This is a genomic window from Pedobacter sp. 01N310 (genome assembly GCF_056399805.1).
The window spans coordinates 139,243-164,571 of record NZ_JBFTSB010000005.1 but is presented as its reverse complement, the minus strand read 5'-3'; the positions used below and the strand labels follow the sequence as shown (position 1 = coordinate 164,571).

At 38.6% G+C, this 25,329-nt stretch carries 28 protein-coding genes; 10 read left to right on the top strand and 18 right to left on the bottom strand.

What is annotated here, in order from left to right:
• Positions 1-3 precede the first annotated feature (3 nt).
• From AC1DNH_RS12580 to AC1DNH_RS12570, 3 genes are all read left to right on the top strand, one after another.
• Positions 4-1,083 carry an HlyD family secretion protein gene (locus AC1DNH_RS12580; RefSeq protein ID WP_477625413.1) on the top strand — a complete coding sequence of 360 codons (1,080 nt, stop codon included), beginning with the start codon at positions 4-6 and terminating at the stop codon, positions 1,081-1,083.
• Between the two features lie 8 nt (positions 1,084-1,091).
• On the top strand, positions 1,092-2,639 hold the full coding sequence (locus AC1DNH_RS12575) for a DHA2 family efflux MFS transporter permease subunit (protein WP_477611363.1): 1,548 nt from the start codon (positions 1,092-1,094) through the stop codon (positions 2,637-2,639).
• Positions 2,640-2,901: 262 nt separating this feature from the next.
• Positions 2,902-5,487: a phosphoenolpyruvate carboxylase gene (locus AC1DNH_RS12570; RefSeq protein WP_477581322.1), complete on the top strand. Its 2,586-nt coding sequence runs from the start codon at positions 2,902-2,904 to the stop codon at positions 5,485-5,487.
• A gap of 260 nt (positions 5,488-5,747) precedes the next feature.
• Here AC1DNH_RS12570 and AC1DNH_RS12565 read toward each other — a convergent pair whose 3' ends face one another.
• The 5 genes from AC1DNH_RS12565 to AC1DNH_RS12545 form a co-directional block, all read right to left on the bottom strand.
• Positions 5,748-5,996 (bottom strand): DUF6952 family protein, encoded by a 249-nt coding sequence (locus tag AC1DNH_RS12565; RefSeq protein ID WP_010599336.1) that lies wholly within the window; start codon positions 5,994-5,996, stop codon positions 5,748-5,750.
• Entirely contained in the window at positions 5,996-6,304 is a 309-nt protein-coding gene (locus tag AC1DNH_RS12560; RefSeq protein ID WP_025141703.1) for a thioredoxin family protein, read from the bottom strand. Before AC1DNH_RS12560 ends, AC1DNH_RS12565 begins: the two co-directional genes overlap by 1 nt.
• Before the next feature lie 14 nt (positions 6,305-6,318).
• A complete protein-coding gene (locus tag AC1DNH_RS12555) occupies positions 6,319-6,951 on the bottom strand; it encodes a peroxiredoxin (RefSeq protein ID WP_025141704.1) in 633 nt (210 codons plus the stop codon).
• A gap of 260 nt (positions 6,952-7,211) precedes the next feature.
• The gene (locus tag AC1DNH_RS12550; RefSeq protein ID WP_477607999.1) at positions 7,212-9,596 is read right to left on the bottom strand and encodes a S9 family peptidase; all 2,385 of its coding nucleotides are present in this window, start codon (positions 9,594-9,596) and stop codon (positions 7,212-7,214) included.
• Positions 9,597-9,777: 181 nt separating this feature from the next.
• A complete protein-coding gene (locus AC1DNH_RS12545; RefSeq protein WP_477607997.1) occupies positions 9,778-10,959 on the bottom strand; it encodes a hypothetical protein in 1,182 nt (393 codons plus the stop codon).
• 187 nt (positions 10,960-11,146) lie between these two features.
• On the opposite strand from AC1DNH_RS12545, the gene AC1DNH_RS12540 reads away from it, so the two are divergent.
• From AC1DNH_RS12540 to AC1DNH_RS12530, 3 genes are all read left to right on the top strand, one after another.
• Entirely contained in the window at positions 11,147-12,544 is a 1,398-nt protein-coding gene (locus AC1DNH_RS12540; protein WP_477607996.1) for an aldehyde dehydrogenase family protein, read from the top strand.
• Positions 12,545-12,609: 65 nt separating this feature from the next.
• Positions 12,610-13,134 carry a YfiT family bacillithiol transferase gene (locus AC1DNH_RS12535; protein WP_477607994.1) on the top strand — a complete coding sequence of 175 codons (525 nt, stop codon included), beginning with the start codon at positions 12,610-12,612 and terminating at the stop codon, positions 13,132-13,134.
• Positions 13,131-13,607 carry a DUF6265 family protein gene (locus tag AC1DNH_RS12530; RefSeq protein WP_477583391.1) on the top strand — a complete coding sequence of 159 codons (477 nt, stop codon included), beginning with the start codon at positions 13,131-13,133 and terminating at the stop codon, positions 13,605-13,607. The genes AC1DNH_RS12535 and AC1DNH_RS12530 overlap by 4 nt, the downstream gene beginning before the upstream one ends.
• Before the next feature lies 1 nt (position 13,608).
• Here the strand turns inward: AC1DNH_RS12530 and AC1DNH_RS12525 are convergent, their stop codons facing one another.
• The 8 genes from AC1DNH_RS12525 to AC1DNH_RS12490 form a co-directional block, all read right to left on the bottom strand.
• Complete coding sequence (locus AC1DNH_RS12525; protein WP_477583389.1) at positions 13,609-14,328, bottom strand: heavy-metal-associated domain-containing protein; 720 nt, start codon at positions 14,326-14,328, stop codon at positions 13,609-13,611.
• A 177-nt stretch (positions 14,329-14,505) separates the two neighbouring features.
• A complete protein-coding gene (gene ygiD, locus AC1DNH_RS12520) occupies positions 14,506-15,330 on the bottom strand; it encodes a 4,5-DOPA-extradiol-dioxygenase (RefSeq protein ID WP_477583388.1) in 825 nt (274 codons plus the stop codon).
• A 123-nt stretch (positions 15,331-15,453) separates the two neighbouring features.
• Complete coding sequence (locus AC1DNH_RS12515) at positions 15,454-16,026, bottom strand: YceI family protein (RefSeq protein WP_477583386.1); 573 nt, start codon at positions 16,024-16,026, stop codon at positions 15,454-15,456.
• A gap of 267 nt (positions 16,027-16,293) precedes the next feature.
• Complete coding sequence (locus AC1DNH_RS12510) at positions 16,294-16,854, bottom strand: helix-turn-helix domain-containing protein (protein ID WP_477583385.1); 561 nt, start codon at positions 16,852-16,854, stop codon at positions 16,294-16,296.
• Positions 16,854-17,357, bottom strand: a complete 504-nt coding sequence (locus AC1DNH_RS12505; protein ID WP_477583383.1) for a DUF3347 domain-containing protein — start codon at positions 17,355-17,357, stop codon at positions 16,854-16,856. The genes AC1DNH_RS12510 and AC1DNH_RS12505 overlap by 1 nt, the downstream gene beginning before the upstream one ends.
• An 89-nt stretch (positions 17,358-17,446) precedes the next feature.
• Entirely contained in the window at positions 17,447-18,259 is an 813-nt protein-coding gene (locus AC1DNH_RS12500; RefSeq protein WP_477583381.1) for a transporter family protein, read from the bottom strand.
• A 1-nt stretch (position 18,260) separates the two neighbouring features.
• Positions 18,261-18,797, bottom strand: coding sequence for a heavy-metal-associated domain-containing protein (locus tag AC1DNH_RS12495; RefSeq protein ID WP_477610874.1), 537 nt, complete (start codon positions 18,795-18,797; stop codon positions 18,261-18,263).
• Positions 18,798-18,884: 87 nt separating this feature from the next.
• Positions 18,885-19,286: an HYC_CC_PP family protein gene (locus tag AC1DNH_RS12490; protein ID WP_477610873.1), complete on the bottom strand. Its 402-nt coding sequence runs from the start codon at positions 19,284-19,286 to the stop codon at positions 18,885-18,887.
• A gap of 94 nt (positions 19,287-19,380) precedes the next feature.
• Between AC1DNH_RS12490 and AC1DNH_RS12485 the strand changes: the two genes are divergently transcribed.
• Positions 19,381-20,103: a peptidylprolyl isomerase gene (locus AC1DNH_RS12485; protein ID WP_477586244.1), complete on the top strand. Its 723-nt coding sequence runs from the start codon at positions 19,381-19,383 to the stop codon at positions 20,101-20,103.
• Here AC1DNH_RS12485 and AC1DNH_RS12480 read toward each other — a convergent pair.
• Both AC1DNH_RS12480 and AC1DNH_RS12475 read right to left on the bottom strand, forming a co-directional pair.
• Positions 20,096-20,386, bottom strand: coding sequence for a type II toxin-antitoxin system RelE/ParE family toxin (locus tag AC1DNH_RS12480; RefSeq protein ID WP_426326923.1), 291 nt, complete (start codon positions 20,384-20,386; stop codon positions 20,096-20,098). The genes AC1DNH_RS12485 and AC1DNH_RS12480 overlap by 8 nt on opposite strands.
• Positions 20,377-20,607, bottom strand: a complete 231-nt coding sequence (locus tag AC1DNH_RS12475) for a hypothetical protein (protein WP_276899407.1) — start codon at positions 20,605-20,607, stop codon at positions 20,377-20,379. Before AC1DNH_RS12475 ends, AC1DNH_RS12480 begins: the two co-directional genes overlap by 10 nt.
• Positions 20,608-20,697: 90 nt before the next feature.
• Between AC1DNH_RS12475 and AC1DNH_RS12470 the strand changes: the two genes are divergently transcribed.
• The 3 genes from AC1DNH_RS12470 to AC1DNH_RS12460 all read left to right on the top strand — a co-directional run bounded on the left by AC1DNH_RS12470 (position 20,698) and on the right by AC1DNH_RS12460 (position 23,752).
• Positions 20,698-21,465, top strand: coding sequence for an exodeoxyribonuclease III (locus AC1DNH_RS12470; RefSeq protein WP_477625412.1), 768 nt, complete (start codon positions 20,698-20,700; stop codon positions 21,463-21,465).
• Between the two features lie 99 nt (positions 21,466-21,564).
• Complete coding sequence (gene hutI / locus AC1DNH_RS12465) at positions 21,565-22,806, top strand: imidazolonepropionase (RefSeq protein WP_477583674.1); 1,242 nt, start codon at positions 21,565-21,567, stop codon at positions 22,804-22,806.
• Positions 22,799-23,752 (top strand): formimidoylglutamase, encoded by a 954-nt coding sequence (locus AC1DNH_RS12460; protein WP_477583673.1) that lies wholly within the window; start codon positions 22,799-22,801, stop codon positions 23,750-23,752. The genes hutI and AC1DNH_RS12460 overlap by 8 nt, the downstream gene beginning before the upstream one ends.
• Before the next feature lie 119 nt (positions 23,753-23,871).
• Here the strand turns inward: AC1DNH_RS12460 and AC1DNH_RS12455 are convergent, their stop codons facing one another.
• From AC1DNH_RS12455 to efp, 3 genes are all read right to left on the bottom strand, one after another.
• Positions 23,872-24,030: a hypothetical protein gene (locus AC1DNH_RS12455; RefSeq protein WP_157257919.1), complete on the bottom strand. Its 159-nt coding sequence runs from the start codon at positions 24,028-24,030 to the stop codon at positions 23,872-23,874.
• 10 nt (positions 24,031-24,040) lie between these two features.
• Complete coding sequence (locus AC1DNH_RS12450) at positions 24,041-24,601, bottom strand: 5-formyltetrahydrofolate cyclo-ligase (RefSeq protein ID WP_477583671.1); 561 nt, start codon at positions 24,599-24,601, stop codon at positions 24,041-24,043.
• Between the two features lie 152 nt (positions 24,602-24,753).
• Positions 24,754-25,314: an elongation factor P gene (gene efp, locus AC1DNH_RS12445; protein ID WP_029274299.1), complete on the bottom strand. Its 561-nt coding sequence runs from the start codon at positions 25,312-25,314 to the stop codon at positions 24,754-24,756.
• Positions 25,315-25,329: the final 15 nt, after the last annotated feature.

The window sequence follows — 25,329 nt, the reverse complement described above, 5'->3', positions numbered from 1 at the left end:
GCAATGACAACTGAAAAGAAAAAAAAGAACATAGTAGTACCCATCATTTTAGGTGTTTTACTAGTAATAGGCGTAATCTTCGGGATTACGGAATGGAATTATTATAGCAAACATGTAGATACGGATGATGCTCAGATTGATGGCGATATCAGTCCTGTTGTTGCCCGTGTTGGCGGTTATGTTGCAGCGATTAATTTTGAAGAAAATACACATGTAACCGAAGGACAGGTTTTGGTGAAGCTCGATGATAAAGACTATAAAGTTAAATTAGAGCAGGCAGAATCTGGTCAGAAAGGTGCAAGTGCAGGAGTTGGTGTTGCCGAATCGCAAATTGTAGCTACCCAGGCAAATACTGGTACTGCAAAAGCAAACGTTGATGCTGCAAAATCAAATGTTGAGGCTGCAAATGTTAAATTAAATTTAGCGCAGAAAGATTACAATCGTTACGAAAACCTGGTGAAAGATGGTTCAATCACACAACAAGCTTTCGATCAGGCTAAGGCGAGTAAGGAATCTGCAGAAGCGGCCAGACAATCTGCTCTGGCAGCATATCGTGCAGCGCAAGATCAATATAATGCTGCGGTTAAACAAGTTGGTACTACACAATCACAGTTGGCAGTGAGTAGCAATGTAATTAGCCAGCGTCAAAGTGATATCGATTTTGCAAAGCTTCAATTATCTTATACAGATATTAAAGCCCCTGCAACTGGCATCGTTTCTAAAAAGAATGTTCAAAAAGGACAATTGGTTCAGGCTGGTCAATCTTTATTCTCTATCGTGAATGACGGAAGCATTTATGTAACGGCAAACTTTAAAGAAACTCAATTGGAGAAAATTAAAGAAGGTTCTAAAGTAGAAATTGAGGTTGATGCTTATCCAGACGAAAAAATTGAAGGCGAAGTATATAATTTCTCTCCAATTACTGGTGCAAAAGGATCTTTATTGCCTCCTGATAATGCTACTGGTAACTTTGTTAAAGTAGTTCAGCGTGTTCCGGTAAAAATCAAAATCCATCCATCAAAAGAACTGTTGGCTAAGTTGCGCCCAGGAATGAGCGTTAAAGCATCAGTATCTACTAAATAATAATTAAAATGGCCGAAGTAGGTTTAAAAAAGTGGATTATTACATTTACGGTAATCACAGCTTCATTATTGGAGCTGATTGATACGACTATCGTAAACGTGGCAATTCCACAAATACAGGGAAACCTGGGCGCTACCCTAGAGGATGTGGCCTGGCTTTCTACAGGCTATGCGGTAGCGAATGTTATCGTGTTGCCAATGTCGGGCTGGTTAGGTAACCGATTCGGCAGGAAAAATTACTTTCTTACCTCCATCATCGTTTTTACACTCGTTTCCTTTTTGTGTGGAAATGCCACTTCATTGAATGAACTTATTTTATTTAGGATCATTCAGGGTTTGGCCGGCGGTGGTTTAATATCAACAGCGCAAGCTATTTTAATAGAAACCTGGCCACGTGAAGATGTGGGTATCGCAACTGCCTTATTTGGTTTAGGAGCTGTAGTTGGGCCAACTGTTGGGCCAACCATTGGTGGATATATTCTGGAAATCAGTTCATGGCCCTGGATCTTTTATGTGAATATTCCCGTCGGAATTCTCGCGGCCTACTGTACGTACACCTTTGTTCGGGCAACCCCGAAATCAGGGCAGGGGCAACCTGTCGATTGGTGGGGTATCGCATTATTGGCTATTGCAGTAGGTAGTTTACAAACATTATTAGAAAAAGGGGAGAGCGAAGATTGGTTTGCTACACCATACATTACCGCATTGGCCGTGGCCTCGGTATTTGGCTTACTGTTATTTATATGGCGAGAAATGACCACCGACCACCCGATTGTGAACTTTAAAATTATGAGACACAGAAGTTTCTCTGTGGGGATGTTTACCTCATTTATTTTGGGTTTCGGGTTATACGGGTCAGTGTTTGTATTTCCGGTATTCTGTCAGAATTTGTTAGGATTTTCACCTTTGCAAACCGGAGAAATCTTGTTCCCAGGTGGATTATGTACCATTGTAATGATGCCGTTTATTGGTATTATGCTTAAAAAAGGTGTTCCGGCACAAATTATGGCCACCTTTGGTATGTTGGCATTCTTCATTTTCTGTTGGATGTTGAGTAATTCGACTTTACAATCAGGAACTGGCGATTTCTTCTGGCCGCTGGTAATCAGGGGTGTAGGTATGGCCTTATTGTTTGTCCCTTTAACCACACTTGCCATCCAGGATTTAAAAGGACCAGAAATCGGTCAGGGATCAGGTTTGAACAATATGATGCGCCAATTGGGCGGCTCATTCGGTATCGCAGCTTTAACTACATTAATTCACGTCCGTTCGGGTTTCCACAGAAGTGTTTTATTGGCAAATGTGAACGATTATAACCAACCATTTGTGGATCGTTTTAACGGATTGATTAAAGGTTTTATGGCAAAAGGACAAACCTTGTTTGATGCCAAAATTATGGCAGCAAAAGCGATGGAAGGAATTGTAACCAGGCAAACAATGTTACTTACCTATGACGATGCCTATTGGGTTGCTGGATTAATCATGTTGTTCTCCATCCCACTACTTTATCTTCAAAAGTTTAAGAAAAATGCAAATATTCCTGCCGATGTGCACTAAAATTTGCAAAGAAATGCCGTAAAAAATGGCAAAAAACAAAAACAGCCGGTGTATTTTATTACATCGGCTGTTTTAACCCAAAAAATTAACAATCAATGCAATGCCCTTAAACATTGCAAATGTTCTTACTTAACCACATTGTGGCCAAATAAGATTTTAAAATTAAAATTTATTCTACAATTTTCCAAATTGTAAGCCTTAGAATTTTAATACCTTACGCATTTTTTGTAGTATTACGGTATACAAAACTATTGCATAAGCTATGCCTAAACTTCGTTTAACTACGCAACGAGAATCTATTTTTAATAATGAGGTAATCTCAAAATTCGAACTATTTAACAGTTTATTTCTCACCTTGCCTTTTTACAAAATTAAAGATACCGGAACATTGCTTCCGCTGTTTTTTAAGAGCTGTGAAGAAGGCATTGCAAACGGAGAAAAACCGGCACAGATTATCGAAGAATTTTTTGCCAAGTATACCAGTTATACAGACCCTAAGGATATTGTTGACCTGCTTTTCCGTTTTATCCAGTATATCGAACGTCAGGTAGTTCTTTTTGATGCCGTAGAAGATGCTTCTTTTACAAAGTTAAATACAACTGATGAACAGAGTACATTGGCATTTATCTTAAAAAAGAATGCCGATAACAAACCGATGTTATCAAAAATTGAGAAGTTGATTGACGAACTTTCACTTCGTTTGGTTTTAACTGCACACCCAACCCAGTTTTATCCCGGAAGTGTATTGGCCATTATTACCGATTTAACTAAGGCCATTAGGGATAACGACATTACTTCGATGAACTCGTTGCTGCAGCAATTGGGTAAAACGCCTTTTTTTAATAAAAAATCACCAACGCCGGTTGATGAAGCCTTAAACCTTGCCTGGTTTTTAGAGAATACATTTTATTTTGCTGCGGCGAATATTCAGGAAGAGATAGACCAGAACCTTGATGAATACAACCTGGAGACTAAGAAAATTTTAGAGTTGGGTTTCTGGCCTGGGGGAGATAGAGACGGAAATCCGAACATTCATGCTGATACCACTTTGGAAGTTTCTAAAATGTTGCGCCAGATCCTTTTCCGTTGTTATTACCGCGATTTCAGGGTGATTAAACGCCGCATCACCTTCAGAGGTGTTGAAGAAAATATCGCAAAACTGCATGACGTATTGTATCTAAATGCTTTTGACCAGACCTGTGAGCTTCATGATATTTCTGATGAATTAAGGGATAACCTGAATAAAATCAAGGAAACACTGCTCGCTGAACATGAAGGTTTGTTTGTTGATCTGGTTAACGATCTGATCCGTAAGATAGACTTATATGGTAACTACTTTGCATCGCTAGATATTCGTCAGGACAGCCGTGTGCTGAGAAACGTACATACCTATTGCCGTGTAAATAAGCCGATTTCTTCGCTGTATCCTGCCGATTATGATAAACTATCTGAAGCAGAGAAATTAGCTTTAATCTCTTTTAAAGAGGCAACGGTTGTTTACGCCAGTGAGCCCGATGCTTTGACAAAAGATACCATTGAAGTAATCAAAGAAATTAAGGGCATTCAAAGACGTAATGGCGAAAAAGCTTGTCACCGTTTTATTATCAGTAATTGCCAACAAGCGAGTGATATTTTGCAATTGATTGAGCTTTTCCTTTGGAATGGCTGGAGTAAAGAATCGTTGACTATTGATTTTGTGCCGCTTTTTGAAACCGTTAACGATTTAAAGGGAGCAGCAGCAATTATGGATACGCTTTATAGTAATCCATTCTATAAGGCACATTTAGCCAGCCGTGGCAATAAACAGGATATTATGCTTGGTTATTCTGACAGTACCAAAGATGGTGGTTATTTAATGGCCAATTGGTCTATTTTTAACGGAAAAACATCATTATCTGCGGTTTCTGCCAAACACAATATTCAGCTGGCGTTTTTTGATGGCCGTGGTGGGCCGCCTGCACGTGGTGGAGGTAAAACACACCGTTTTTATGCTTCTATGGGTAAGGAAATTGCGAACAAGAACATGCAGTTAACCGTTCAGGGGCAAACCATCAGTTCTCAATATGGTTCGGTAGAAAGTGCTGAATTTAATATCGAGCAATTAATCAACGCAGGACTTACTTCCGGATTAAAAGAGAAACACAATATTCTGTTAGATCCTGAGAATAAAACGCTGCTAGATGAAATGGCTGAAGAAAGTTATAAAGCTTTTGTAGACTTGCGTGAGCACCCGTTATTTGTGAGTTACTTAGAGAAATTGTCTCCTTTAAAATTATTGTCGCAAGCTAATATTAGCAGTCGCCCGGTAAAAAGAAACGGTGGTGGTGAAATGAAACTCGAAGATTTAAGGGCGATTAGTTTTGTAACGGCATGGAGTATGTTGAAGCAGAATGTTCCTGGTTTTTACGGTATGGGAACAGCCCTGAAAAATCAGGAAAAAGCTGGTAACTGGGATAAAGTGCTTAAAGTTTATCAGGATTCAGATTATTTGAAAACGATTGTAGATAACTGTATGATGAGTATGAGCAAATCAGATTTTACCATTACAGCGCATTTGGTCGCAGATAAGGAGTTTGGTGCTTTTTGGACTCAATTACATGATGAATTCGAATTAGCTAAGGAGATGCTTTTAAAACTATCCGGACAGCCAACATTAATGGCTAATTATCCTGTAGATAAAAAATCAATCGCTACACGCGAGAAAATTATCTTACCATTGGTGTTGATTCAGCATTTCGCTTTAGAGAAATTGCAGCATGATCAGAACGAAAAAGACCAGCAAGCTTTAGAAAAGCTAGCGGTAAGAACGGTATTCGGTATCGTAAACGCGGGTAGGAATTTAGCTTAATACTTTCTGCTAAACCTCGCAGGTTTCATAAACCTGCGAGGTTTAAATTATAATCCAAGGTCTGTGTCCTCACAGACCTTTTTTTGCGAGAACAAATTCGGCCGTCACCCTGAATTCAGTTCAGGGCCTAATAGCAGGAAAGATGCTGAAATAAATTCAGCATGACGACAAGTAGAAGAAATACCAAACAAAAATCCCTCGCTGATTTTCATCAACGAGGGATCTGTATTTTGAAAAAGCCAGATTAAGCTTTAAAACGATTATCGATCAATCGAACCCATTACCTTTTGGCCGAAAGCATTTAATGCGTCCTTTTCGGCTGCACCTTCGCTTACCATCTGATGTACTTCTAGGGCACCACAGATATTGGTAATCATTTCGCCCGCAACATCAACTTCGTGTTCACTAACCCCTCTGAACTCGCAAAAAGCCTCTAAAACCTCCAAAGTAGTTTCCAGTTGTGCTGGAGTGGTGTTTTGAAATAATTGTCTTATAACCGGAATCTTCATTACTTTATCTTGTTAAATAGTTCAATTAAACCTTCTGCTTTGTTGGTTTGCACCTGATCTACCAAGCTACCGCCTTCAAAAGCTGCGAAAGTTGGTAAATTATCAACGTTTGCAAATTTGCGTGAGTTTGGAAGTTTTTCGGCATCAACAATCAAGAAAGCTACATCTTCATTTTCTGAAGCCAATTTTTTAAACTTAGGCTTCATGATTCTGCAGTTTCCGCACCAAGATGCAGCATACTGAACCATCACCTTTGAGTTATCGGCTAAATATTGTTGAAGATTATCTTCTGTTAATTCTAAAAACATAACGTTTTGTTTAATTAGTTAGCGGCTAAATATTCAGCTACGCCAGTTCTGTTCGCATTCATTGCTTCTTTTCCTTCTTCCCAGTTTGCAGGACAAACTTCGCCATGTTTTTGAACGTGAGCGTAAGCATCAATTAAACGTAAATATTCTTTAACATTTCTGCCTAGTGGCATATCGTTAACACTTTCGTGGAAAACTTTACCAGTTTCGTCGATTAAATATGTAGCTCTGAAAGAAACATTAGAACCTGAGAAAGATTCGTTTCCTTCCTCATCGTAGTTAACTTCTTGATCTAAAATATCTAAGATACCAGATAATTGTCTGTGGGTATCAGCTAAGATCGGGTAAGTAACACCTTCAATACCACCGTTATCTTTTGGTGTGTTTAACCATGCGAAGTGAACTTCATTGGTATCGCAAGATGCGCCGATTACAATTGTATTTCTTTTTTCAAACTCAGGTAAAGCAGCTTGGAAAGCGTGTAATTCTGTAGGGCAAACGAAAGTAAAATCTTTTGGATACCAGAACAATAACACTTTGCTATTTTTGTTTACAGCCTCTTCAAATACATTGATTTTCAAGTCATCACCCATGTCTGACATTGCATCAATACTAACACTTGGGAATTTTTTGCCTACTATTGCCATAATTTTTTGTCTTTAATTTTATGCCACAAAGGTAAGGCTAAAACAGATGTCAAGCAACCCCCGTTTCGCTAATTGTTAATTGTATTTATTGATAACGATATAGATGAAAACTATATTGTTGGTGTGAAATATAGTAGGGTTCTATTTTCATTCGTTGTCGTCATTTCGAGCGAAGTGCAACGCAGTCGAGAAATCTAACTAGATAGATCTCTCCGTTTCGCTGCGCTCCAGTCGAGATGACGAACTGGCTAAGTGGGAGGTTACTTCTTCAACGTATTTTCATACAGTTTGAATATTCTTTTATACTCATCAGTCCAACTGCTTGGCTCGATAAAACCATGGTCTTCAACAGGGTAAACGGCAAGCTCCCAATTGTTTTTGCCGAGCTCTATAAAACGTTGTGTAATGCGCACAATATCCTGAAAGTGAACATTCACATCAACCATTCCGTGCGCCATTAAAAGGTTGCCTTTTAGCTTATCGGCGAAGTAGATCGGTGAACTTCTTTTGTAAGCAATCGGATCGTTATAAGGTTCGTTTAAAATATTCGAAGTATAACCATGGTTATAATGTGCCCAGTCGGTTACCGAACGTAAAGCGGCACCACTTGCAAAAACATCCGATTCATTAAACATGGCCATCAAGGTAATAAATCCGCCATAAGAGCCCCCGTACAAACCAACATGCTGTGAGTTAACACCATATTTCTCTACCAAAAATTTAACGCCATCAACCTGATCGGTTAAATCTCTTCCTCCCATGTGGCGGTAAATACCTGTACGGTGATCGCGACCATAACCGGAGCTTCCGGTATAATCGATATCGATTACCGTGTAACCATTATCGGCCAGTAAATTATTGAACATAAACTCGCGGAAGTAGGTGCTCCAGCCGAAATGCACATTTTGAAGATAGCCTGCACCATGAACAAAAACTACCGCAGGGTGATTAGGATGTGGATTATCGGATTTATAAACCCTCGCATAAACATCTGCACCATAGCGGTTTTTGAAGCTTACCATATCCGGTTGACGCCACTTGTAAGAATTAAATTCGGCAGAGGTAGATTGAGTAATTTTTTCGGCTTTGGCACCAACCTTATTTGGCTGAAGATATAACTCTCCAGGTTTGTCCATAAAGGAATAATTAATGGCTATGTATTTTTCGTCAGGAGAGAGGGTGATATCATTTAAGCCTTTCATGGCAGTAATCTGAACAAGCTCACCACCGTTTACACTGATTTTAAAGAAGTTTGTTATCCCTGGGTGCTCCTTATTTGTTTTAAGATAAAACGTACTTCTATCTTTTGAAAGCTGAACAGATTGCACTTCCCATTTGCCAGAGGTTAGTTGTTTTTTATCGCCTGTGGCAATATTCACCACATAAAGATGCGAATATCCAGTAGATTCGCTTTGATAGTAAAAGCGGTTATTGTCTATCCATCCGGTGCTACCTTGGTAAAAGCCACTAATGCCCGGGCCGCCAATCCAGGCTTCATCGCGCTGACGATCTATTAGAGAAAACTTCCCTGTTGATGCATCCAGTTTTAAGATCCAGCGGTCTTTATTGTCGGTTGAAGTTGCAACGACAATTGCGTTACTTCCGTTATCGTTCCAAATCGGGCCAAAGAAATTTACAGGCCTGTCTGCGTTTTTCTTTTTTAGCGTATCCAATTCTTTTGGATAATCTTTAAGGTAATCGGGAAGATCTTTAATGCCCGGTATGGTAGCAGTCTGAATGGCATAAACAGAATCTTTTTGAGTATCGTAGATAAAGCCCTGCGAAATATTTTCATTTTCCCCAACCTTTGTTCTGCCAGGAATATCTTCGGTATAGCCTGACGATGTGATATAATTCGGAACAACAGTGCTATGGTTATTTTGGGCTGGCGTGGTTAGCTTATAAGTAATAAAATGCCCATCGGGACTAATGGTTACGCCATTTAAAAACTTATCTTCTGTATAAAGCTCTTTTAATGGTTTTGAATCAGCAGATGTTGCGCCAGAACGGCCTCTTCCACCGCGGGCGCCACTTCTGATTTCTGCATTTCTTTTTTTAATGATATCGAACAATTCGGTTTGCTGTGCCTTTAGCCATTTATCCTGCTCGGTAAGCGGCTTGGTTTCCGGTCGGCCTGCTTTTTTACCTTTAACGAAATTAGTGAGTTGTTTGGTTTCGGCAGATTTTAAATCCACTTCGAAAAGATTATCGCCCAATTGATAAACGATATTTCCATTGGTTAAAAAAACAGGGCTGTTTTCTCGCTCTTGCGTGCTGGTTAGCCGCGTTTCTTTATTGCCTTTGAAATTCTGTAAATAGATATCGCCACTTTTTTCGATTAAACCAAGCGAGCGGTCAGTGTTATAGGTATAGTTTAAACTTAAAAGCTTTTCATCTTCCTTTTCTGCCGCTTTAACGGGTTTGGTAGCAGCTGCCGAAACTTTAAATAATTCTTCTTTAGCTTTATTTTCAGGGTTCCAGTTGAAGTACAGGGTTTTGCTATCTGCAGTCCAACGGAAATTGGTTGGTGCAACGCCCATCCACTTTGGATCGCGCATTATCTTTTCGACAGTTAAAGGTGCTAATTGTTGTGCAAAAGCGTATTCGCCTGTGCAAAGCAAAAGGAAAAGTAAATATTTCTTCATGAATTTTAGGTTTGGCTGCAATTTAGGGAATGGACTTGCTAATTTTAACAGGAAATGGAAATGTTACAACAACCTCACCCTATGAACGGTAGTGCTTTATAGCAAAGGCTGTTCATTCCCTCTCCTCAAGGAGAGGGATACGAAATGCAGAAGTAGCTGCACCAACTTACATAGGGAGAGGTTAACGGATTACCCTTCCGGTTTTATCTACATTCACATCATCGAAAGGCTTTAGGTACTCGTTGATGATTACTGCAAATTCTCGTCTGGTTAATACTTTTTTAAGTTCGTATTTAGAAGTAAACTTGTAGTTTTTGTTCCACTTTTTTTGCAGTTCAGTTTTGATTGCCTCAACTGATTTATTGCCCACATAACAAACCATTGCAATGGTGTTTTCTAAATTAATGGGGATATGCTGATGATCATCAAACCAGATCTGGGCCTTGTAATAATAATCTTTGATCGGCTGCTTAATTTCATCGTGGGTAACATCTTTTTCGGGATTGAAATAGGCTTTGTCTTGTTTTATTTCTGCTTTGATAATTCCCGTTATACCCACTTTCTGGATGGCCAGCCAGTTAGAATCAATTGATTTTACATCCTCAAAAGGCATTAACGTATGTTTATAGGCTAATAATTCACCCTGGATCCTTTTTAAATTTGACAAACTGGTTTTGGTATCGAAAAATGCAGCATAGGCTGCGATTGCACCTGCAGCAGGGCCAATTTCGAACTGATCGGCAGAAATATATAAAAGGTTTTCTTGGCTTGGGATGAGCAGGCTGTATAATGATAAAAAATTTGCCCCTTTGGACAAAACACTGGCTACTGTTGTTCTATATAAATTCTCGCTATAATTTAATTGATTTGAAGTCGCAGGATTTAAGCCCGTAATTTTTAATGCAGTCATTAACTTTTCTGGATTATCGGCCATAACCAGAACTTTTGCCCTAATGCTTTTGTCTTTCGTGAGTTTCACTTCCCAGCCACTGCCTGAGCGTTTAATTTCAGTGTAAGGAATACCATTGATTACATTTAAAAGCTGAGTGCTATCAACTGTTACTTTTAGTGGTTTCTTTTTGTCTGGCTTAGGTGCATCTAAGTTTTTAGCGTTTTCAATCTCCCTTTTTAAAAAGCTTTGATAAAAAAGAGTTACTTCTTTGGGCTTGCTATCAGAAATTTTCTTAAGATCAAGCTGTTCCTTTTGTGTAAGCAGAATTGTTTTAACACCTGATTTGAACGATTGAAAAGATGCTGAATAGGCGGCATCGCCACTACCAATAACCAATACATCTGTTTTTAGGGTTTGGGCATGTATAACCATCGGAATTATGAATGCGAAAACAAAAAACAATCTTTTCATCTTGAATATTAAAATTTGCTGCAATATGCTTTAAATGAATGAATTTTTAATGAAATGGGTGCATTTTAACTAAAATTAACCCACAACTCTAGCTAGCTCGATTAATCACTTAATTTTCATATAACCTTACGAACCTTATATTTTCTTAAATTGCTTATACAATAAAAATTGTGAGCCTTTGGTAATTATGGAAAAACAGATAAAATCAGTTTTCGCTTTACAGCAGCAACATAAATTCGGGTTGCGCAAAACGGATGCTAAAACACGCATTGGAAAACTAAGGCAGCTTAAACAGGCATTAGAAAATGCCGAGGAAGAAATATTTGCCGCATTGAAGAGTGACTTGCGCAAAAACCGTTTCGAAACCGCAGTAACTGAACTGTTTTTTACTTATGCCGAAATAGATCATGCCATTAAAAAGCTGCGTAGCTGGATGAAACCAAAATCGGCAGGCAGGACCATGAGCAATCTTTTTGCCAGCAATAAAATTTACTATGAACCAAAAGGTGTTTGTCTGATTATTGCCCCTTGGAACTATCCGTTACAATTGATTATGAGCCCGTTGATTTCTGCCATAGCAGCAGGAAATTTCGTCATACTAAAACCGTCTGAATTGAGTGCTGCGACGGCAGGTATAATCAGCAAACTGATCTCCAATACGTTTGATCCAAAAGAAATTGCCTGTTTCGAAGGTGATGCCGAAGTTTCTACAGCGCTATTAAAACTTCCTTTTGACCATATATTTTTTACCGGAAGTACCGCAATTGGTAAGGTGGTGATGGAAGCTGCGGCAAAAAATCTTAGCTCGGTTACCTTAGAGCTTGGTGGTAAATCGCCAGCTATTGTAGATGAAACCTGCGACCTAAAAAAAGCCGCAGAAAAAATTGCCTGGGGCAAATTGGTTAATGCCGGACAAACCTGTATTGCCCCGGATTATGTATTAATTAATGAAAATAGGGTGGCCGATTTTGAAATGTATTATAAGGCCGCGGTTCAAAAAATGTTCTTTAACGAAGCGAAAATTAACAAAAATGATTATGCTAAAATCATCAATACAAAACAGTTCCTGCGCTTAAATAAATTGATTGAACAAGCTCTTGGCGATGGTGCTGTATTGGCCTTTGGTGGAAAATCGGATGAGCAAGATTTAACCATTACACCAACGCTTTTAACTTCGGTAGCTGAGGGCAGCGCGATCATGCAGGAAGAAATTTTTGGACCAATTTTACCTGTAATTACTTACAAAAATCTACAGGAGGCAATTGATTTTGTGAACAGGAAAGAAAAGCCTTTGGCGCTTTATATTTTCTCAGACAATAAACAGAACCAAAATAAAATTATTACTGAAACAAGTGCAGGCGGAACCTGTGTAAATGATGTATTGGTCCATATCGGTAATCCTAATTTGCCTTTCGGCGGGGTAAATAATAGTGGCATAGGCAGTTGTCATGGTGTTTTTGGTTTTAAAACCTTTTCGCACGAAAGGGCAGTGGTTTTCCAGTCGAAGTTGGGATTAACCAAGATGATTTATCCGCCTTACGAAAAAAAAATGGGCTTGTTAAAATGGCTAAAGAAATTGATGTAAAAATATTCCGCGGATTCCGTGTTTCCGTGGCAAAATAATTCATACAAAAAGCCTATTTTGGATTCATGGATTTAGAACAGCTTAAATACCCGATTGGCCAATTTTCAATGCCAGACGTTTTCGATCAAAAACAAATCGACATATGGATTTCCGAAATAGAAGCTTTGCCTAATCAGCTTAGGAAAGCTACCGAAAATTTGACTGAAAAAGAATTAAACCAAACTTATCGCCCCGAAGGTTGGACGTTGAGGCAAGTTGTTCACCATATTCCTGATAGCCACATCAATGCTTATATCCGTTTTAAACAAGCCATTACCGAAGATGTTCCCATAATCAGGCCATATTACGAAGAACGCTGGGCCGAAACGGGGGAAGCAAAAAATGGAAATATCAAATTATCTATTGATTTATTGTCTGCTTTACACCAACGTTGGGTTGCTTTTTTAAAAACATTGAAACAGGAAGATTATCAGCGAAAATACATTCACCCGGCTCAGGGAAAAGAACTTACATTAGCAAACATGTTGGGTATGTACGCTTGGCATGGAAAACATCATTTGGCACATATTACAAATACGATAGCAAAATGAAAAGAATTCGTTTAATTTTTATGTCCTTAATCCTTATTGGGTTTTGCACTAATGTTAATGCACAAAAAAATCCTTCAAAAACCTTTGCTTTCATTTTAGGTTCATGGGAAATACAAACGCCAAAAGGAAAAATTATAGAGCAGTGGGTGCAAAATTCAGATAAAACACTCAGCGGCAAAAGCTATCGAATAAATGCCAAAGGTGATAGTTTGCTTACCGAAACCCTTAAGATCAAAAAGATTGGAAAAGATACTTTTTACTGTTCAACTGTAACAGGGCAGAACGAAGGAAAAGAAACTTGTTTCAAACTTATTACTACGAAAGATGAGACCTATGTTTTCGAAAATAAAACACACGATTTTCCGCAGAGAATAGTTTACCAAAATCAGGGAAAAAAGGATTTACTCGCCTGGATTGAAGGCGAGCTTAATGGTAAAAGCCGAAAATCGGAGTTTAGGTACAAGCGGCAATAGTTTACATCAAAATCAGCATCGCTGCACTCATCGCAATCATAATAGCATCTTCAACAATGGTTACGGTACTCATGGGTAAGTTAAAAACCGCACCTAAACAGGCACACTGAATCTTTTTCTTGTTTAAAACACTTTCCAAAACACCAAGGATGCTTACCGTCATTACAATTAGTGTAGCCCAGTTTACAACTACGGGTGATAGGTTTAATGCAAAAGATAAGCCTAATCCAAGTTCGATAAAAGCATAGATGTAACCCCACGCACCAAATTTTTTGGCTACGATATCGTACATGGCATAACTTTCGGCAAAAGCTTTCAGATTAAGCATTTTAAAGAAAGAGAAGGTGAGGAAGAAACCCGCCATAAAAATGCGCATGAACACCATGAAATTAATTCCCGTAGATTGCCACGAAACCACAAGTGATATGGCGGTAACATATCCGAATATCAATAAAATGGGTTTATAAGTTTCGGCCCACGATTTTGCTTCTTCAAGTGTTTCGATATGGTGGGCGGCAGAAATTTGATATTTGCTGTCTGTGCCACCCAAAGCTTGTTGGAGTATATCTAAGCCAATATGTTTATCCATGCTAATGGTGGCAGAATTGGTATCTTTCGAAACCTCAACAGAAGTTACATCTGGTAAAACGAGCAGGTTACTTTTTACTTTATTTTCGCAACCGCCACAAGTCATGCCGGTAAGTTGATAGGTGTGTGTCATGATTAAAATCTTTATACAAATTTACCGCTTCATAGGGCCATAAGCGTTACAGAATAATCATAAAGTTTTATAGAATTTTATATTGCTGTCATTCTGAACGCAGTGAAGAATCCTTATCTGTGAAGGGCTGGTTGTCATCGGCTGCAGATGCTTCGTGCCTCAGCATGACAGTGATTTTTATCCCACCAAAACCGAAGTCATGGTTAACGAACCACCAACCGCTTTGTCATTAAAGAAAGAAACCTCTTCCTTCTCATTTTTCATTCCAAGGGTATAAATGAGCGGTAAATAATGCTCTGGGGTAGGGATGGCCAACATCGCATCGGTACCTAGGTTACGATAGTTGATCAAAGGTTTATGGTCGCCGTTGGCAATTAAATTTTTAAACTTATCGTTCATTTCAATTGCCCAATCATAACCGCCACCATTAATCATTTCCCAGCTTAACATGCGGAGGTTGTGTACCATGTTTCCGCTGCCCAAAACCAATATCCCTTTTTTACGGAGCGCATAAATTTCTTTGGCAATTTCGTAATGCTGTTCAGGCGATTTGGTATAATCGATACTTAATTGTAAAACTGGAATATCGGCATTTGGGTACATGTGTTTTACCACTGTCCAGGTGCCATGATCCAAACCCCAGTCATGGTCTAAACCAACGGGAGTAGAATGGATTAAATTCGGAATTTCTGCAGCCAGTTTTGGATCGCCGGGTGCCGGATATTGTACATCGAATAATGCCTGTGGAAAACCGCCAAAATCGTGAATGGTGCTCGGGAAATCCATAGCCGTAACGAAGGTTCCGTGTGTGTACCAGTGTGCCGATACCACCAACACTGCTTTTGGAATGGGAATGTTTTTTGCCAGTTCTGCCCAACTCTGGCTAAACTCATTATTTTCGATACCGTTCATGGGTGAACCGTGACCGATAAAAAGTGCAGGCATCAGCTCGGTTTGAGGTAAGCGCTGAGTAAAACTTCTGAATTGAGATAGTGTAGACATGATACAGTGTTTGTCATGCTGAGCTTGTCGAAGCACCTATATGCATTTCGACAGGCTCAATGTGACAGATTTTATAGTGAAATATTTGCCAGAATCATTATTAATAAATGACGATCTCTTCAATTATTTCCCCTGAACAAATTCAAGGTTTAATTTAATGGCTACATCTTTTGCAACGCCGGCACCAGTTGGATCATATTTAATGTTATAATCTAAACGGTTTACGGTCGTTGTAGCACCAAATCCGGCTTTAGTGTTTCCTTGTTGATCTTTAGCCGTACCACCATAAACTACAGCAAATTTTACATCTTTGGTTACATCACGGATGGTTAACTTTCCACTTAACTCATAGTTGTTTCCACTTAATTTTTTGAAAGAAGTGCTTTCGAACTTCATCGTAGGGTAAGTCACCACATTAAAAAAATCGTCAGTTTTTAAGTGTCCGTCTCTCATGTCAACTCCAGTTGTAATGCTGTTTACATCAACGCTAAAGCTGATTTTAGCATCCGTCAAATCTGGTTTAGAGGCCGTAACCGTTCCGTCGAATTTTTTAAAAGAACCGTCAACGAAAGAAATACCCATGTGTTTAACCGAAAAGTTAACAAATGAATGCATCGGATCTATTTTCCAGCTTGTTTGTGCAAATGATGCCACACTGATTGAGGCAGCGATCAGAAATAAGAATAATTTTTTCATACCTAGTAAATTTATTTAACTGCAAAGTTAGCACAGAATCAGTCGGTTAGTCTTGATTTATGGTAAGAAATTAGCACTGGGTTAATCGGTTAACTGTTTAAATTGGTTAATTGTTAACTGAAAACCACCAACTGGCTTATGGATAATGTTTTTATGGCCGTATGGTTGATGGACAATAGCCTTTACGTTTTTTGGCCATCAACCATGATCTATTTAACCATTGACCATGGGCTATTCTCTAATCCGCCATCCATTTTACCTCTTCCATCAAACCTCATCTAGTGTTTTTCTGCTATCCATTGATGCTGCTTTATAAGCTGAGGGTGTAATTCCGGTTACTTTTTTAAACTGTGCCGATAAATGTGCAACACTACTGTAGTTCAATTGATAGGCAATTTCGCTCAAGGTAAGTTCGCCATAAGTAAGCATCTCTTTTGCTTTTTCTATTTTTTGAGCAATGAAATACTTCTCGATGGTTTGGTCTTCCACCTCCGAAAAAATGCTGCTTAAGCTCGTGTATTCCAATTTTAACAGCTTGCTGAGATAGGCAGAAAGATTGATTTTTAATGGCTCTTGGGTATAGTGTACCAGATTAATAATGGCGGTTTTAATCTGCTCTGCAATCTGGGTTTTCCTATCCTCAAGTAATTCGAACCCAAAATGAGTCAAATTATCCGATATCTTGATTTTATCCTCCGGAGAAATGTTTTCAGCCAAGGTAACCTCGCCAAGTTCAACCAATAATGGTTTAAAGCCGAGCTTTTCCAGCTCAGCTTTAACCACCATTTTACAACGGTTGCATACCATGTTTTTGATATGCAGCTTCATTAGTTCGATTTTATGGTTTCAGAAACGTCACCGCAATCAAACATCATACTTCCATAATAAGGATTTTCGATGTTCTCTTTTTCGTTTAACCAGCTTGCCTTAGCCATTGGACAGTGTTGAACGTAAACAGTTTTACTATTAAATTTTAGCCCCTTTAAGGTTTTGATCATGGCATAAGAAATTCCTTCAAAAGCTTTTCTCTGTGTTTTAATGTCGTTAGAGCCTGCAAGTTGCGCCGCTTTGCTTTTAATGATGGCCGCTTGTTCCATAAATGTTTTATGCTGATCGGCAGGTAGATCTTTATGGTTCACTGCATTTACTTTTGCCGATAAAATCTTTACTTTTTCGATGGCTAAATCTTTTTTGTCAGTTGCTAAAGCATTTTTTACATCGTAATAAGCTGTTAGCGCCTGATTTAAGGCTACATCTGTTTTGCTTTGTGCATAAGTTAAAGCTGTTGTTGCGATTGTTATGATGGCAACTATTCCTAATATTTTTTTCATCTGTTGTATATTTTTTTTAATGGTGATGAAGCGATCATGGTTTTAATTCGGTAAAATTAATCTGAAAAACCATGATGGTTTCATGTTATTTATTTTAAAACGTTAAAGAAATTAAATTCTGCCCTAAGCAGGTACATATTTTTGGTATATCGGTTATCCATATTTCCCGTCGCCTGAAAACGGTAGCCCAAATCGATACGGGTTGTGCTATTTAAAATCATCTGTATGGCTGGGGCTATATCCAAGTAAGATTGGCCGCTACTTGGATCTGTTTTTCCCAATAACTCTAAATATATGTTAAAGTTTGGCTGCTTGTAATCCTTGTAAACCACAGGCAAAACCAGGTAACCCGATGATAAACTATACGATAACATATTTTTTGGCTGCGGCACTCCGGCAATTTGCCTATCGCTGTTTTCGAAAGCATGTGCATAACCCAAAGTGGTTGATAGTGCCAGTTTGTGCAAAAGCTGCGTGAAAATTAATCCACCCTGTATGCCGCTATTATCACCTTCGAGATTAATATCCCTCGTATAGGTTGGCCTTTTGCTGGTGCTTACCCTCCCAAAAGCTGCTGCCCTAAAGTGGCTATGTGTTTCATCTAATGATAAAAACCGATACTTGGCATAAAGACTTCCACCCTCTAAACGGTACTTTCCATCCATATCAGATAAAAAACCTTGTGCATGCATCATCAGGTTTTTGTTGAATCCGATCATTACTTCAGGAATAGTTCTGCTTACAAAACCCGGATTGTTGAACATGCCTTCATTCGTAATTCTTACACCGATCGATTTGGTTGGCATATTACTGGCAGGCTCGGTAAATACATATAGTTCTTGTGCAAAACCATTTGTATAGGCGCCGATAATCATCAGCGCCAATACGAATATCCTTTTCATCTTAAGAAAGAATTAAATGGTAAATGCGCGTTTTTTTTCCGTTAACTACGCCAGTACCACTCGCATAAGCATCAGAATTAGCTGTTGTTGCTTGTTTTTTAAATGCTGAACCTGAGATGAAATTTTTGTCAACTACACTGGCTTTTACAATCCCATTAAGTGTTTTACTCTTCGCGTTTACAAAACGATATACATTGCCATCAACAACTGCCTGACCTTTATCGTCTATTTTTACCTGGTTAAAATTGAAGCTTGCTGTTAAACCACCAACCGAAAAACCAGCATCCTGAACCTTTTTGCGAACCAAATCAAGATTGATATTGGCATCTTTTTTAAAAGTTAGAACAAAGGTGTTTTTGTTTAAATCGGGTTTTACGCTGCTGATAAAGTTTAGCGTTTCTAACGATTTTTGTGTTGCGTTAGAACACATAGAACAGGTTAAACCTGTTACCTGTAAATCTGCTGAAGATATTTGTTGTGCCGAAACATTAACGGCGAAGAATAGCATAATGATGCTGAATATTTTTATTGCTTTCATGATTTTTTTGAATTAGAATTTAAGAAAATGTCACATTGAGCCTGTCGAAATGCAAAACGATGCATTGACGAGACGATGTTTAAAATCCTAATTCCTAAAAATACAATTGAAAATATGCAAGACAATCCGCGAGGAAAGTGGCGGCGCTTTATTCGAAATTTTGCTAAAAAACTGCGGGGTAATGTTGGTAAGAAATTCTAAAACCGGGGGATGAAGAAAAAGCTCGATCGAAAACAACTTAGGCATTTGTACTTTCGCCCCTGCCTGGTGGCTATCTTTAACTTTTACGGTTACCTGGGTGTTTTTGCAGCAACCATCATCTTTCTTTTCGGCAGGAATGTCTTTGCAGAATTTGCAGGAAACCTCATTGCTGAAAAGTTTAACGTTTTCTAATTTGCCTCCACAGAAATGGAGACTTAAAGCCAAACCCATAACACTAACTGCATAAAATACAGCCAAAGAAAGTGCTATTTTTTGTTTTAACTTCATTAATACAAAGGTAAAGGAAAAAATATCGAATAATGCCGATAATTATTTATTGAATTTCATTTTTTAGCTTACTTTAGCCTTAAGCACCAATTAAATGAAGAAAATATTATTATTCCTCTGCACCTTTTCGATACTTTCAGCCTTTGCTGCAAAGCCCAAAAATCAATATGTACGCATTAAAACCGAATTTGGAGAATGCATTATTAGGCTATATAATCAAACCCCTTTACATCGCGATAACTTTTTGAAATTAACCAAATCGGGATATTACAACGGTGTTTTATTTCACAGGGTAATTAAAGATTTTATGATTCAGGGTGGTGATCCGGATTCTAAAAATGCCAAACCTGATTCTTTATTGGGTGAGGGTGGACCTAAATATACCATTCCGGCAGAGTTTAATGATAGCTTGTTCCACAAAAAAGGCGTTTTGGCTGCGGCCAGGGAAGGCGATGACGTTAATCCGGCCAAAGCATCGAGCGGTAGTCAGTTTTACCTGGTTCAGGGAAAAGTTTTTACCGACCAGCAATTGGATAATGTAGAAGAAAAGCGCCTGAAATTCAAAATCCCTGAATGGCAGCGTGAGGTATATAAAACGATAGGTGGTACGCCTCATTTGGATAGAAACTATACCGTTTATGGCGAAATAGTGGTGGGTTTGGATATGGTTGATAAAATAGCTGTTCTGGCAACTGATAAAAACAACCGCCCTAAACAGGATGTGAAGATGGAAGTTACAGTTTTGAAAAGAAGAGCGGCAAAAAAGTTAGAGAAGCAGCTGTTACAGGCTTCTTTGAAGGATAAAATGGTTATGTAATTAATGGATCTTGTCTGTTGTCGAAAAAGAATAGGATTCTAATTTCTTCTTGATAAACCCTATAATAGAAAGAAGTATATTTCGAAACTACGCCTTTTCTAACTTGACTGTTTAATAAAATGGGTTCGTAAATGAATGGCTGAATGGCAATCAAATCAATTTTTTTATAAACACTGTGGATAAATTTTTCAGCGTAATCATATCCCCAGATTTCCTCGATGAACATTCCAATGCCGAGTAGTGTTTCGTATGCTTCTTCTGAAAAAGAAACTGTTAATGCCATTTCTCAGAGAGTCTTCTTTTAACTTCATCATAAGGGATTAATTTCCCTTCTTCAGCTTGCTTTAATCCTCTTTTAATACCCTCTTGAACATGTTTCGGTAGTTCTTCTAAAACAACCTTTTCGCTGTAGTTTAAAAGCATGTCTAACTCTGACAAAAGATTTTCGTCATCTGTTTCGAATACTTTTTTTGCGATCTCTATTTTTAGCTCTTCAATGCTCATAAACAAATTTAACGAAAGCAAATCTGAATTACTAAGCATTTATTTAATTAATTTCTAAATTTACCGCCCACAACAATTGAAATTTACTGAATGAAGATTATCTCCTATAACGTTAATGGGATTAGGGCAGCAAGTACCAAAAACTTTTTTGGCTGGCTTCAGGCTACAGATGCTGATATGGTCTGCCTGCAAGAAGTAAAAGCCTTGCCATTGCAGATTCCTGAAATTATTGCACTGATTGAGCAACTTGGCTACCATCATTATTGGTTCCCCGCTGAAAAAAAGGGATATAGCGGTGTGGCAATTCTGACCAGAATTAAACCGAATCATATCGAATTTGGCTGCGGTGAAGAATGGATAGATAAAGAGGGTAGAATTTTAAGGGCAGATTTTAACGATTTTTCTTTAATGAGTCTCTATATGCCATCTGGCTCAAGCGGAGATGAACGTCAGGTTAAAAAGTACGAATTTATGCGTTTTTTTGATGTATATATTGGAGAATTGCGTAAAGAGATACCAAATCTAATTGTAAGTGGCGATTATAATATCTGTCATACCTCCATCGATATTCACAACCCAAAATCAAACGCCAATTCATCGGGCTTTTTGCCAGAAGAACGGGAGTGGATGCAGCTATTTTTGGATAATGGTTTCATCGATACTTTTCGTCATTTTAATAAAGACCCGCACCATTATACCTGGTGGAGCTACCGTGCCGGTTCGAGAGGAAAGAATTTGGGTTGGCGGATCGATTACCATTTGGCTACCAGGCCTATGGAAAGCCGATTGAAAAATGTTAGAATCTTACCCGACGCAATACATTCAGATCATTGTCCGGTTCTTTTAGAGATCGATTAGGTATTTGGTTAACTGGTTAATTGTTTAAATCGGTTAACTGTAACCAAAACTCAATTAACCAATTTGCACAGTTTAAACAATTAACCTTAATCTAACCAAATGCTAATCACAAATATAAAAGGCCTGGTGGGCTTACATTCCAAAGATAAATTAGTGCTACGTGGCGGTGAATTAGATTCGTTACCAGTTCTTGAAAATGCCTGGCTTTTAATTGAAGATGATCTGATCAAGGATTTTGGAAAGATGGATTCAATCCCATCTCATATCTCAAATCTATCCTCCCATATCTCCGCAGAAGGCAGATATATTTTCCCTTCATGGTGCGATAGCCATACACACATTGTTTTTGCTGCTTCGCGCGAGGAAGAATTTGCAATGAAAATCCAAGGCAAAAGCTACGAAGAAATTGCCGCGGCGGGTGGTGGGATTCTAAATTCGGCTAATAAACTCCAAAAAGCTTCGGAAGATGAATTGTTTGAAAGTGCATCTGTGCGGTTAACGCAAATGATCCGTCTGGGAACCGGTGCCGTTGAAATTAAAAGCGGATATGGATTAACCACGGAGAGTGAAATCAAAATGCTCAGGGTGATCCGCAGGCTAAAAGATCAGTTCCCGATTCCTATAAAAGCAACTTTCTTAGCCGCTCATGCTTATCCGGCCGAATTTAAAAACAACCATCAGGGTTACATCGATTTAATTATTAATGAAATGCTGCCTCAAATAGCACAAGAAAAACTGGCCGACTATATTGATGTTTTTTGCGAAAAAGGGTTTTTCTCTGTCGAAGAAACCGATCAGGTATTAAAGGCAGGTACAAAATACGGACTAAAACCAAAAGTACATGCCAATCAACTTTCCGTTTCGGGGGCAATAGAGGTCTCTGTGCAAAATAGAGCCATTTCAGTTGATCACCTCGAAGAAAGTGATGAAGAAACGATCCGAACGTTAAGAAATGCTGATACCATTGTAACATTACTCCCTTCTTGTTCGTTTTACTTAGGTATTCCTTTTGCTGATGCCAAAAGCTTTATAAGAGCCGATTTGCCGGTTGCTTTGGCTACCGATTACAATCCAGGTTCAACACCTTCAGGAAATATGAATTTTGTGGTGTCACTTGCATGTATTAAAATGAAGATGTTTCCTGAACAGGCGATAAATGCTGCAACATTAAATGGTGCGGCAGCAATGGAGATGAGTGAAGATTATGGAAGCATTACCGTTGGTAAAAAAGCGAACCTGTTTATAACCAAGCCGATGCCTTCAATTGCCTATTTGCCATATAGTTTTGGTGAAACGCAAATAGAGACAGTTATTTTAAACGGTGAAATTTATAATGGATAACCTTAAAATATATTCGCAGGGCGACATCGACCGTTTAATCATCGCTCGTGATGGCGAAACCAAACTGGGCGAAAAAGTTGCTGTCTTATCCTCATGGGATGAACTGAAAGGGGCAAGTGCGAAATTTGTATTGTTGGGTATTCCAGAAGACATAGGTGTGCGTGCAAACTTAGGTATTGCAGGTGCAGCCTCTATGTGGCGACCAAGTTTGGTGGCTTTTTTAAATATCCAGAGCAACCGCTTTTTAAATGGCGAGGAGGTTTTGATTTTAGGCCATTTCGAAATCGATGAGCCCGAAGATCCTTCCATAACGGGTTTAAGAAACAAAGTTGCACAGATTGATGAGCTGGTTTATCCTGTAATTGAAAAAATAGTAGCTGCAGGCAAAATACCTATTGTAATTGGTGGTGGTCATAATAATGCCTACCCAATAATTAAGGGTACTTCTTTCGTACATAAAAGCCCAATAGCGGTTTTAAATGTGGATGCGCATGCTGATTTAAGAGAACTGGAAGGTCGGCACAGCGGGAACGGATTTTCTTATGCGTTGAAAGAAAACTACCTGAATAGTTATTTCATGTATGGCTTGCATCAAAACTATAATAATGAAGCTATTTTAAATCAAATAGATACGAACCCAAAGCTTAAGGCTGTGTTTTTTGACGATATTTTAACCGGGACTGACTTTACTGACCTGGTGAATGAAATAGGTTCAGTTGCGGGTTTGGAAATCGATTTGGACTGCGTTCAAAATGTACTTTCCAGTGCCGAAACACCATCTGGTTTTGCCGTTAACGATATTAGAAAACTCATTTTAACCAGTGTGAAGAAGTTTTCTTATCTACATATTTGTGAAGGCGCAGCGCGAATGTTGGATGGGAGGGTGAGTAAGTTAACGGCTAAACTGGTTGCTTATCTGGTGAGTGATTTTGTTAAGGGACATTAATCTAAGTGCGTCACCCTGAATTTATTTCAGGGTCTTTCTTGTTTTTTATTAATTGGGACTTACGCATTGGAAATAGATCCTGAAATAAATTCAGGATGACGACCTAAAAATGGAAAGCCCTACAAATGTTCGGCTTCGTATTTTTCTCCGGCCTGTAACATCAATTCAATCTGTTTCAGGTCTTCAGCGGTTAATTCCTCCTTTTCCTGTAACTCGAATACCGCAATCATATTGTCTTCGTATTGTTTTTCGGTTTTGATAACGATTTCCTGTGGCATGCTGGTAAGCTTAAAATTTTATAATTTCTGTTGGCGTAATGCAAAAATCCAACCTGATGTCGTGTTCATTTACATCATCGATTTTTTCAATAGCAGGGTACAAAGATAAGCCTATTTTTTGAGCATTTATATCCTGTAGAAAACGATCGTAAAAGCCCTTGCCATAACCCACCCGGTAACCTTGTTTATCGAAAGCTAAAAGTGGAATAAGAACAAGATCTACTTCGCCTTCATGCAGGTTTCCTTTTTGTGGTTCCAGGATGTTATAAAGGTTTTTCTTTAAATCGCCTACACCTAAATATTCGTGATTGGTCATTAAAGCAGTTTCAAAATCGGCTTTAGGTACAATGATTTTAATTTCTGGGTGATTTTTATTAAGCCATTCGATCAGTAAAAAAGTATTGGGCTCCTTTTTTTCTGTAATGGGCAAAAAGATGTGGAGGGTTTTAATTTGGCTAAAATCGAGCGATTTAAACTCATTTAAGAGGGCTTCGCATAGGCTTTCGTACTCTGTGTCGCTCAGCAATAATCTTTCTTTTAGCGCTTGCTTTCTGATTTCGGCTTTTAACATGGTATTCAAATTTATGTTTTTTATAACAAGCGAGCGAAGTGGGTTGTTTTTTACAGACCTGTAAGGTTTTTAAAACCTTGCAGGTCTAAATGTAGAAACCAAAAAGCCCCTGAAGAGTTCACTTCAGAGGCTTCCATGTATTTTGCTTAAAATTATTTTACACGCTCAACGTACTCGCCGGTACGGGTATCGATTTTAATTTTATCTCCTTGGTTTACAAACATCGGAACTTTCACCTCAACACCGTTTTCTAATGTTGCAGCTTTTAATGCGTTTGTAGACGTATCGCCTTTAACAGCTGGCTCCGAGTAGGTAATTTCGAATTCAGCAAAGTTTGGCAATTGAGCCATAATAGCTTCTTCACTTTCCATAGAAACGATGATGTTCATGCCTTCTTTTAAGAATTTAATAGCCGAACCGAATAGTGATTTTTCAACGTTAAACTGTTCGTAATTGTTGTTGTCCATTACTACCAGATAATCACCTTCTTCGTATAAATATTGATAATCATTGGTTTCAACGCGGCAGATTTCTACAGCCTCGTCGGTATTCATACGTGCTTCAACAATTCTGCCCGATTTAATGTTGCGGAATTTACCAGTGTAAAATGCTCCACCTTTTCCTGGTGTACGGTGATTCCATTCGTCAACAGTAACCAGCTCGTTGTTTATGCGAAGAATGTTACCTGTTTTAATTTCTGATGCTTTTGCCATATTGTGTTATCCTAA

Coding starts and splice junctions, on each gene's coding strand:
- AC1DNH_RS12580 (WP_477625413.1), top strand. CDS start 4: ATGACAACTGAAAAGAAAAAAAAGAACATAGTAGTACCCATCATTTTA.
- AC1DNH_RS12575 (WP_477611363.1), top strand. CDS start 1,092: ATGGCCGAAGTAGGTTTAAAAAAGTGGATTATTACATTTACGGTAATC.
- AC1DNH_RS12570 (WP_477581322.1), top strand. CDS start 2,902: ATGCCTAAACTTCGTTTAACTACGCAACGAGAATCTATTTTTAATAAT.
- AC1DNH_RS12565 (WP_010599336.1), bottom strand. CDS start 5,996: ATGAAGATTCCGGTTATAAGACAATTATTTCAAAACACCACTCCAGCA.
- AC1DNH_RS12560 (WP_025141703.1), bottom strand. CDS start 6,304: ATGTTTTTAGAATTAACAGAAGATAATCTTCAACAATATTTAGCCGAT.
- AC1DNH_RS12555 (WP_025141704.1), bottom strand. CDS start 6,951: ATGGCAATAGTAGGCAAAAAATTCCCAAGTGTTAGTATTGATGCAATG.
- AC1DNH_RS12550 (WP_477607999.1), bottom strand. CDS start 9,596: ATGAAGAAATATTTACTTTTCCTTTTGCTTTGCACAGGCGAATACGCT.
- AC1DNH_RS12545 (WP_477607997.1), bottom strand. CDS start 10,959: ATGAAAAGATTGTTTTTTGTTTTCGCATTCATAATTCCGATGGTTATA.
- AC1DNH_RS12540 (WP_477607996.1), top strand. CDS start 11,147: ATGGAAAAACAGATAAAATCAGTTTTCGCTTTACAGCAGCAACATAAA.
- AC1DNH_RS12535 (WP_477607994.1), top strand. CDS start 12,610: ATGGATTTAGAACAGCTTAAATACCCGATTGGCCAATTTTCAATGCCA.
- AC1DNH_RS12530 (WP_477583391.1), top strand. CDS start 13,131: ATGAAAAGAATTCGTTTAATTTTTATGTCCTTAATCCTTATTGGGTTT.
- AC1DNH_RS12525 (WP_477583389.1), bottom strand. CDS start 14,328: ATGACACACACCTATCAACTTACCGGCATGACTTGTGGCGGTTGCGAA.
- ygiD (WP_477583388.1), bottom strand. CDS start 15,330: ATGTCTACACTATCTCAATTCAGAAGTTTTACTCAGCGCTTACCTCAA.
- AC1DNH_RS12515 (WP_477583386.1), bottom strand. CDS start 16,026: ATGAAAAAATTATTCTTATTTCTGATCGCTGCCTCAATCAGTGTGGCA.
- AC1DNH_RS12510 (WP_477583385.1), bottom strand. CDS start 16,854: ATGAAGCTGCATATCAAAAACATGGTATGCAACCGTTGTAAAATGGTG.
- AC1DNH_RS12505 (WP_477583383.1), bottom strand. CDS start 17,357: ATGAAAAAAATATTAGGAATAGTTGCCATCATAACAATCGCAACAACA.
- AC1DNH_RS12500 (WP_477583381.1), bottom strand. CDS start 18,259: ATGAAAAGGATATTCGTATTGGCGCTGATGATTATCGGCGCCTATACA.
- AC1DNH_RS12495 (WP_477610874.1), bottom strand. CDS start 18,797: ATGAAAGCAATAAAAATATTCAGCATCATTATGCTATTCTTCGCCGTT.
- AC1DNH_RS12490 (WP_477610873.1), bottom strand. CDS start 19,286: ATGAAGTTAAAACAAAAAATAGCACTTTCTTTGGCTGTATTTTATGCA.
- AC1DNH_RS12485 (WP_477586244.1), top strand. CDS start 19,381: ATGAAGAAAATATTATTATTCCTCTGCACCTTTTCGATACTTTCAGCC.
- AC1DNH_RS12480 (WP_426326923.1), bottom strand. CDS start 20,386: ATGGCATTAACAGTTTCTTTTTCAGAAGAAGCATACGAAACACTACTC.
- AC1DNH_RS12475 (WP_276899407.1), bottom strand. CDS start 20,607: ATGAGCATTGAAGAGCTAAAAATAGAGATCGCAAAAAAAGTATTCGAA.
- AC1DNH_RS12470 (WP_477625412.1), top strand. CDS start 20,698: ATGAAGATTATCTCCTATAACGTTAATGGGATTAGGGCAGCAAGTACC.
- hutI (WP_477583674.1), top strand. CDS start 21,565: ATGCTAATCACAAATATAAAAGGCCTGGTGGGCTTACATTCCAAAGAT.
- AC1DNH_RS12460 (WP_477583673.1), top strand. CDS start 22,799: ATGGATAACCTTAAAATATATTCGCAGGGCGACATCGACCGTTTAATC.
- AC1DNH_RS12455 (WP_157257919.1), bottom strand. CDS start 24,030: ATGCCACAGGAAATCGTTATCAAAACCGAAAAACAATACGAAGACAAT.
- AC1DNH_RS12450 (WP_477583671.1), bottom strand. CDS start 24,601: ATGTTAAAAGCCGAAATCAGAAAGCAAGCGCTAAAAGAAAGATTATTG.
- efp (WP_029274299.1), bottom strand. CDS start 25,314: ATGGCAAAAGCATCAGAAATTAAAACAGGTAACATTCTTCGCATAAAC.